The organism is Kitasatospora sp. NPDC127060, assembly GCF_042724935.1.
Classification (GTDB): Bacteria; Actinomycetota; Actinomycetes; order Streptomycetales; family Streptomycetaceae; genus Kitasatospora.
Window position 1 is genome coordinate 77,827 of sequence record NZ_JBHXEG010000032.1, and the last position, 6,504, is coordinate 84,330.

General features: G+C 70.0%; 6 protein-coding genes. 4 read left to right on the top strand and 2 right to left on the bottom strand.

The genetic code is table 11. From position 1 onward, the window contains the following. Positions 1 to 128 precede the first annotated feature (128 nt). From ACFWIS_RS19595 to ACFWIS_RS19605, 3 genes are all read left to right on the top strand, one after another. Positions 129 to 542, top strand: coding sequence for a hypothetical protein (locus tag ACFWIS_RS19595; protein ID WP_380462311.1), 414 nt, complete (start codon positions 129 to 131; stop codon positions 540 to 542). A gap of 394 nt (positions 543 to 936) precedes the next feature. Then, the gene (locus tag ACFWIS_RS19600; protein WP_380462310.1) at positions 937 to 1,086 is read left to right on the top strand and encodes a hypothetical protein; all 150 of its coding nucleotides are present in this window, start codon (positions 937 to 939) and stop codon (positions 1,084 to 1,086) included. A gap of 278 nt (positions 1,087 to 1,364) precedes the next feature. Then, complete coding sequence (locus ACFWIS_RS19605) at positions 1,365 to 2,063, top strand: hypothetical protein (protein ID WP_380462309.1); 699 nt, start codon at positions 1,365 to 1,367, stop codon at positions 2,061 to 2,063. Between the two features lie 718 nt (positions 2,064 to 2,781). Here the strand turns inward: ACFWIS_RS19605 and ACFWIS_RS19610 are convergent. Together ACFWIS_RS19610 and ACFWIS_RS19615 are read right to left on the bottom strand one after the other, a co-directional pair. Beyond that, positions 2,782 to 2,991: a DUF6243 family protein gene (locus tag ACFWIS_RS19610; protein WP_380462308.1), complete on the bottom strand. Its 210-nt coding sequence runs from the start codon at positions 2,989 to 2,991 to the stop codon at positions 2,782 to 2,784. 390 nt (positions 2,992 to 3,381) lie between these two features. Further along, positions 3,382 to 4,677 (bottom strand): TIM44-like domain-containing protein, encoded by a 1,296-nt coding sequence (locus ACFWIS_RS19615; RefSeq protein WP_380462307.1) that lies wholly within the window; start codon positions 4,675 to 4,677, stop codon positions 3,382 to 3,384. 484 nt (positions 4,678 to 5,161) lie between these two features. Here ACFWIS_RS19615 and ACFWIS_RS19620 point away from each other — a divergent pair, with 484 nt between their 5' ends. Continuing rightward, positions 5,162 to 5,473 carry a hypothetical protein gene (locus ACFWIS_RS19620; RefSeq protein WP_380462306.1) on the top strand — a complete coding sequence of 104 codons (312 nt, stop codon included), beginning with the start codon at positions 5,162 to 5,164 and terminating at the stop codon, positions 5,471 to 5,473. Positions 5,474 to 6,504 lie beyond the last annotated feature (1,031 nt).

The window sequence follows — 6,504 nt, forward strand, 5'->3', positions numbered from 1 at the left end:
CGCTCGACGATGTCTCGCAGTTGGGCGGCAGAGATGGCGGTCGCGTCGCCCGGGGAATCTATTGAACGCGTTCAAATACCCTGCGATGATGATGCTCCTGCTGGAGTTGCCGAAGGGGTGGAGCGGCGATGGGTGCCGTACTGAGAACCGAGAGCGCCCTGGCATGGTTCATTCGGGCCGCCGCCCGCTACCTGCTCGCCCTCGGCTGCGGATGGAGTGCCACGGCCGGTGGCTGCGCGCTCTGGCTGGCACATACCGGTGAGTTCTCCGGATCGAAGTTCGTGACCGGCTTCATCGACCTGGGGCTGCTCCTGTTCGGGTGGTTCGGCGTGCCGTCGCTGCTGCTGCTCCTCCTCTCCGCGCCGAAGAGGGAGAGCGAACTCCACCGGCCCGTCGTCACCGTCCTGTGGTGCGGACCGCCGATGTTCGTGCTGTTCGTCAGCGGGTGGGCGCTGATCGGCATTCTGTTCCAGATCGGCTGCGCCGCCTTCCTGCTGCCCTCACCGCGCCTGCTGATCGCCCTCCGGCCGGCCCGCCCCTGATGAGGAGCCCACGCCCGCCACCCGGCCCCCGGCACCGACGCCGCAGCCCGCAGAGACGACCACCGGGACCGGCCGGCTGACCGCTTGAAGACGGGCGTGCCGCAGGTCCGCGCCGGGTACTGTCGGGGCAGCGTCGCTGTCAGTGGCACATATGGACGTGGGACGCACGTGACTGAGGGGGAGACATGGCCCTGGCCGGGCTAGACCCGAGAGGGCCGCCGGAGCCGGAGCGCGCGAGGGCGGACCTTCCAACCGGCGCGCCAAGGAAGAGTGGCTGCGGAGGCATCCGCAGGGGAACTGCGTGGGCTCCTGGCGACACCCCCCGATTCCGGGAGCTGACACCGCAGCCCAGTCCCTCTTCCTTGGAAGGCCAGAGATGGAAACTGCCGGATGGGTGACCACCATCGTGGCGGGGATCGCCGGGGGCATCACGGCCCTCGGCTATCTCTTCGATCAGGTTCCGCCCCTGTCGCAGAAGCTCGTGAAAGCGATCCGATCGCTGCGCGCTTTGCGTGATGAACTGAGGCGCACGACGAACGGGTGAACGACGGCTGCGCTGGCTCCGACCAGCGCGGCCTTTCTGCCCGCCCGGACGGGCCGTCCGGAAGCTGGCGAGTTTCGCCCCTCGGCCGGTTGTCCCGGCCCTGGACCGGCCCGTTGGCATGCTTCCGGTACGGCCACGACGGACCCTCTACCTACGCCAAAGCACCGGGAAACCCAGCGCGCCCAGGGGCAGGCTGACCAGGAAGCCACCGAACGCCGCCGCCAGGCACGCGAACTCCTCGCCACCGCCCGCCCCGGATGCCACCGCACCGCCGACAAGTGCAAGAACCCCCGCTGCGCCTCCGACGGCGAGCGCCGCTGCCACTTCTGCCAGCAGAGGGAACCGAGGCAGCCGAAGCCGAAGCCACCCGGCACCGGCAGCTCACCGAGGCCGCCAAGGAACACGCCGAGCGTACCCAGATCGCCGAGAACGCCTCATTCCCGCGCACAATATTCGGCCCAAAGAGCCTAAAGATCTCAAGGAAAGAAAAGTTTAGAAGTGCCACGTGTCCGAATGAAAAGGATGAAAAGCCCGATTCATCCGAGCAGAGTATCAGTACAGGAAGATCATGGGCGGTGCGTGATCTACTCGTCAGGGACAGGCTACGAGGAGTGGGAGGAAGCATGGGATACCTTGCCCAGCTCGACAACTCCAGCGACCGATACGTGACAGTTCTCCATCAGGCCGATCTTTCTCAAAGTAAGATCGTAAAGCCAGGGGATCTGATGATGTTCGGGCTCTGCTGGTTCCCCAACGACCTGCAGGACCTCCGCCTCTGTATCCAGACACAGAAAGGGACATTCTTCGTCTCTGAAATTCTGGGTGAAGACAAAGCCCTCTGGGAAGTCAAGGGGCGCTGGGAGTGGGAAGACCAGCCAGGGAACCTGGCGAAGCCGACAGGCGACAAGGACCCCTTCGCTTTTTACGTGGCGAAGGATGGTGACATCACCGTACGCTCACCGGTCAGCAAGCGGTAGAAGTCCACTTGCGCCAGTACGGCCACGACGGGGGCGGGCTCTTCCGGTCAGGGAGCGTCCGCCCCTCGTCGTGGCCTGCCGGACCCGCCCGGGCGGAGCGGGAGTTCTACGGCCTTCTGCTCGTCCACCACGCCATTCGGCAGCTGATGCACCAGGCCGCCGGCAGGGCGACCGGGAGCCGGACCGGATTTCTTTCACTGGCGCAGCGCGATCTCCTCGGGCCTGATCCGCCAGGAAAGTCTCCACGCTTACGGGGTGGCCCGGAGGTTGCTCCCGAGGGCCGCAGGCCCCTGATGATCGGCGTTTGGCTTTCAGTGGCTCGGCGTGGCTGTTCACCGGGGTGGCCGGGGTTCTTTCCCTATCGGTCTGTCCGCCGGAGTCGTTCTGGCCGGAGGGTTTCGCGGTCGTCCCACCGGGGTGTCCACCAGTGTTGTCCTGCGGCCGTGTCCACTTCCTCTGCCGCCGCCGGCTGCGGTGGTGCCCGGGCCGGGCACAGGGGCGTGCTGAGCTGCTGGTGCGGCTCCGGGTGGTGGCGGTGACGGGGCTGCCGATTCTGCGGCTGCCCCGGGTGGTCAGCTGAGACGCGGGTGGTCGGCCGAGAGCTGAGCGGGACCGACATCCGGTACGGCAGCGGAGCCCCGGTACGGCAGCAGGGCTCGGACCGCGCGTCGCGGTCCGAGCCCTGCCCCGTGCGGTGCCGCGCTGCGGCGGCAGTGCGTCAGCCCTGTACGGTGTCGCCGCCCGCCTGCCCGGCGCCCTCAGCCGTTCCTGCCTTCTCGCGCATCTTGCGCACCAGCTCTGCCTTCTGGTCGGCTGCACCCTGGCGGTCGAGGTTGCGGTGCGGACCGTTGTTCTGCCGTTCGGCGCGGGACTGCCTCTTGCGCTGGCCGCCGCCCATGCCCACGGGGTTGTCGATGTTCTTGCTCACGGTCGTGGGTTCTCCCGGTGGTGAAGTGAAGTGGAAGTGAAGTGATCTACGGATTCATCGGTGGGGGACGGGCGGCGACGTCGAAGGACGTCAGCAGGGGCCCATCACGCGCTCACTCGTAAATCGGTGTCTGGAAGAACATGGCAAAGACGTTACCCGGTTCCGTCGGCCCTGCACACCAACCTTCTCGCCGCTCCCGACGTCGGCCGGGCGGGCGCCCGGGGCCGGCCGGTTCCTTCCGGTAATCCCAGCACCGCCGGCACCCGCCGGTCGTCGCCGGCCGTCCTGTCCCGACGGGCGTTGCTGGGCCCGGGGGCTTTGCCAGTGGTCGCGAGCACACTGATGGCATGAGAGGTCATCTCACTTTGCGTCCCGCCGCGCGGGCTTCGCCTACTCCACGCTGGCGGCGATCACGGTCCACGTCGCGGTCGGCCTGTCGTCCAGGCGGAGGTCGAACGCGAAGGTGATCGGCTGGCGTCGGCGTGCGTCGCCGCGGAGGACCTTCTCGCTGCGGCGGTCGACCTCGTAGTAGACGCCCTCCGCGTCGACCGCGACACGGAAGACGATCGGGTCGCGTGAGACCAGCGAGCGCACCGTGACCGACCTGACGACGGCGTCCCGCATGACTGTCCGGTCGGCCGTGCGGACGGAGGTGAAGTCCAGGCTGCCGTCGTTGATGACCCACTCCTCGAGGAACCGCTCGACGGCGACCTCGAGAACCGCCCGGTCGAACCGGCCGTCGAGCACGCTCAGATCGCCGACGGCGGCGTCGGCGTCGGTGCTCCACGAGATGTTGGTGAGCGACAGGATGTCGCCCGCGCCCCTGACCGAGGTCTTCCCGGCCACCTCGAGCACCGCCTCGCGCGCGACCTCCTTCTGGTCCCAGCCGTCCGTCTCGATGGCGGCGGTCAGGTGGTGCGCGCCCTCGGCCGCCTGCTCCACCGACGACACGATCCACTGCCCGGCCGTGTTCTTGCGCAGTGTCCAGTACTCGACCGGGCGCGTCGAGTCGTCCTTGCGCACGGCGTCCGGGCCGTCGGCGCGGCGCACGTAGTCGTTGAGCGTCGCGGTGATCCGGAAGGTGACGGTGTCGTTCACCTCGCCCGCGCGGTTGGCGACGTCGACCAGCTCGACCACCGGGCCGGAGACGATCTCCACGACGTTGACCTCGCCGCGGGACGCGTAGTCGCGCAGCTGATCGGCCCACTTGCCGTAGAGCACCGGGGACAGGACCTGCTGCAACGTGGCGTGATCGTGCCGGGTCCAGGCGTCCTGGGCGGTCACGTACAGCTGAACGGCCCGGCTCTCGAGCGCGGCGCGGTCGAAGGTCGCATCCGTGTCGGCGATGGCGTCGACCCGGGCCCCGACCTGGGCGGCGCGCTCACGCGCCTGCTCGTCCGCGCGGTGCGCCGTACGGTCCGAGACCGTGTTCAGACCGACCGCCTGCGCCGTCCTCCGGCGCCGGTGCACGAACCACAGGACCAGGAGCAGGACGGCCACGATCACCAGCAGGGCGACGATCCCACCGCCCGCGACTCCGGAGCCGAAGCCGAACCCGCCGCCGGTCGACCCGTGGAAGCCACCGACATGGCCGCCTCCGCCACCACCATGGCTGCCCCCGCCACCGCTGAACCCGTGGCTACCGCCCCCGCCACGGGCATACGCGGCCGTCGGGCTGCTCAGCACGACGACTCCTGCGGCCACACCTATCAAGCGACCAACACGCACCCGGGCCATCCCTCAAGAGTCAGAGCTGTTCCACGGGCAGCCTACAAGCCGGATCGCCCGGCCTTGGAGGACAACGAACCGCCTGAGGACAGGAAGGCCGGCCGGGAACGGTAGCTCCGGCTGTCCGGGGATGCTGGAGACCCTCGACGCTCACCTCGTGGTGGGCCTCCCGGGCACGGGCCTGGGACGGGGTCAGCCCGCCGGTCATCTGCTCCGGCCCGTAGACGCCTGCGGGCACCTGACTGGGGTGCCAGGTGTACACCGCGGGGCCGTTGGCGCCCACCTGACCCCACATGCGGCCCGTTGTGCCGCCCTGGTCCGACAGGCCGGCCCGGGACCGTGACACCGGTCAACCCGGCGGCGGGGCGGCCTCGGGCGGCTCGTCGCGGTGTGCGGGCGCCTTCGAGCCCGGCGCGGTGGTCTGCGTGGCGGTGCCGGGCCGGTGGCCTTTCCCCTGGTGAACCTCTTCGGCACGGCGGATGACTGCACCGAGTTCATGGCCGCCGCACAAGGCAGCGCCGTCCTCGACGGCCGAACCCTGGAACCCGAACGGTACGACGCGACGGCCGTGCAGATCAGTGCTGTGGACGGCAACCCGCTCACCCGGTCCGGGGGACGCTTCCGTACCCAGGCCTGCGGCCTCTGGGTACAGGCAGGGCCGCTGGCGCCCGGCGACCACACGCTGAGCATTCGGGGGTCGTCGGGATCCTTCGAGGTCTCGGCGGACTACAGGCTGCAGGTCCCAGCTGGCTGAACGACGGCTCGGCCTGTCGGGTCCGACCTTCGTCGAGCGCCTGCGTCACCATCCCCGTGCTCGTCGCCCGCAGCGGGGCCGGGGAGTTGCCCGGCCGTCGCACCGCCCGATGCCGAACCCAACGGCGGCGGGATATGCCGGTGCGTCACCTCCCAGTCAGTCCTGGTCGTCTCGACACAGGCGGCTGGCCGGGCTTTTCAATCTCGCAACCAAGGCGTGGAAGCTCCTCCGAGCAACCGCTGCCGACGTCCCACTCGCCGCTCTCAGCTCTGTGGGTGCCCCGTGCCGCGCCCCGAGGCCGCCGTCCATGCCCCGCTCGCCGTCGACCTGGCCTTGTGCAGCACGATCGGTGGGCGGGCGGGCGTACAGGCTCAGGGCTGGAGCGGGGGGAGAGGCCTCGGCGATCCACCGGCGACCCGCCGAGCGGCGGCAGGAGCTCCTGGCCGGCGGGTTCCACGGCGCGGGCCGGCAGGCCGAGCGCTTCGTCGACGCCATGCCGACCATCCCCTTCTGCCACTCTCAGGAGGTGGTCCGGGTCCGCATCGGCTTCGCCGCCCGCTTCTCGAAGGAGGACCGCGGCGGCTGGCAGTTCCCCGGGAGCACGGCGCCGCTTTGGCAGCGGTCGGCGCCTCACCCCCTCGTACGACGACCGCCACGGGCCCGGCGCACCCTGCCGCGCACCGGCCAAGCGGCAGCAGGCCGCCGCGGGCCTGTCCGCCGACTGCTGGCGCGGCGGCCGGTGGTGCGGTGGTGCGGGGGGCGACGACAACGACGACGGGTGGCGCGAGTACGACGACGCCGTGCCCGTCGTCGCGACCACCCTGGAACTGCTGGCCGAACCCGGGCCGCTCGGGCTCCGTGCGTCCCGCTCTCCCAGGCCAGCGGGGTCGGTGAGGGCTGAGCCAGCCCGTCAGCCCGTCGTACCGCAGGACGGTACGCGTGACGGGTTCGTCCGTGACGCGCACACACCTGTCACGCACACCTGTCACGCGCACACCTGTGCCGCACCGCGTCGCCCCAGGCGGCGCGGT